Source organism: Muricoccus vinaceus (genome assembly GCF_042433125.1).
Classification (GTDB): Bacteria; Pseudomonadota; Alphaproteobacteria; order Acetobacterales; family Acetobacteraceae; genus Roseomonas; species Roseomonas vinacea.
The window spans coordinates 1-570 of the sequence record NZ_JBHLVZ010000088.1; the positions used below are offsets into that span (position 1 = coordinate 1).

1 protein-coding gene is annotated in these 570 nt (G+C 70.9%); it reads right to left on the minus strand.

The features are described from left to right. On the minus strand, positions 1 to 570 hold a 570-nt coding region (locus ACFFIC_RS26115; protein WP_377055949.1), incomplete at both ends, for a carbohydrate-binding domain-containing protein.

Sequence of the window (570 nt, forward strand, 5' to 3'; positions counted from 1 at the left end):
GCCGTTGTAGGCGTCCTCGCTGATCTTCAGCACCAGCGCGTCGCTGCCGTTGCCGATCGTCGTGCTCGTTCCGCCGAGAGGCGGCACGACCGCGGCCGCGGGCGTGGTAAAGGCGACGGTCTCGGGCTTGCCGATCATCACCGTGCTGGAGGGCACGGCCTTGCCGCCGTAGGTGATGCTGTCGACATAAAGGTTGCGGTCGGTGCTGCTGGTGCCGCCCCAGGCGTCGTTGAGGAAGCTCACCTCCACCTTGTGGGCGGCGCTGCCCCAGTTGCCCTTGACGGTCACGGTGTCGGACTGGCCGAGGGCGTGGCTGGCCGAGGCGGTCAGCACGCCGCCCACCTGCACGCCGTCCACCTTGATCGTGTACTGCGCGTGGCCGTTGTAGGCGTCCTCGCTGATCTTCAGCACCAGCGCGTCGCTGCCGCTGCCGATCGTCGTCGTCGTGGTGGCGGGCGGGGTGGGCGCGGGCGGGGTGGGCGGGGTGGGCGGGATCACGACCGGGGCGGCGGGCACGCTGACCTGGACGGCGCCGGAGTTCTTCAGGGCAAGCGTGCTGGAGGGCACGGC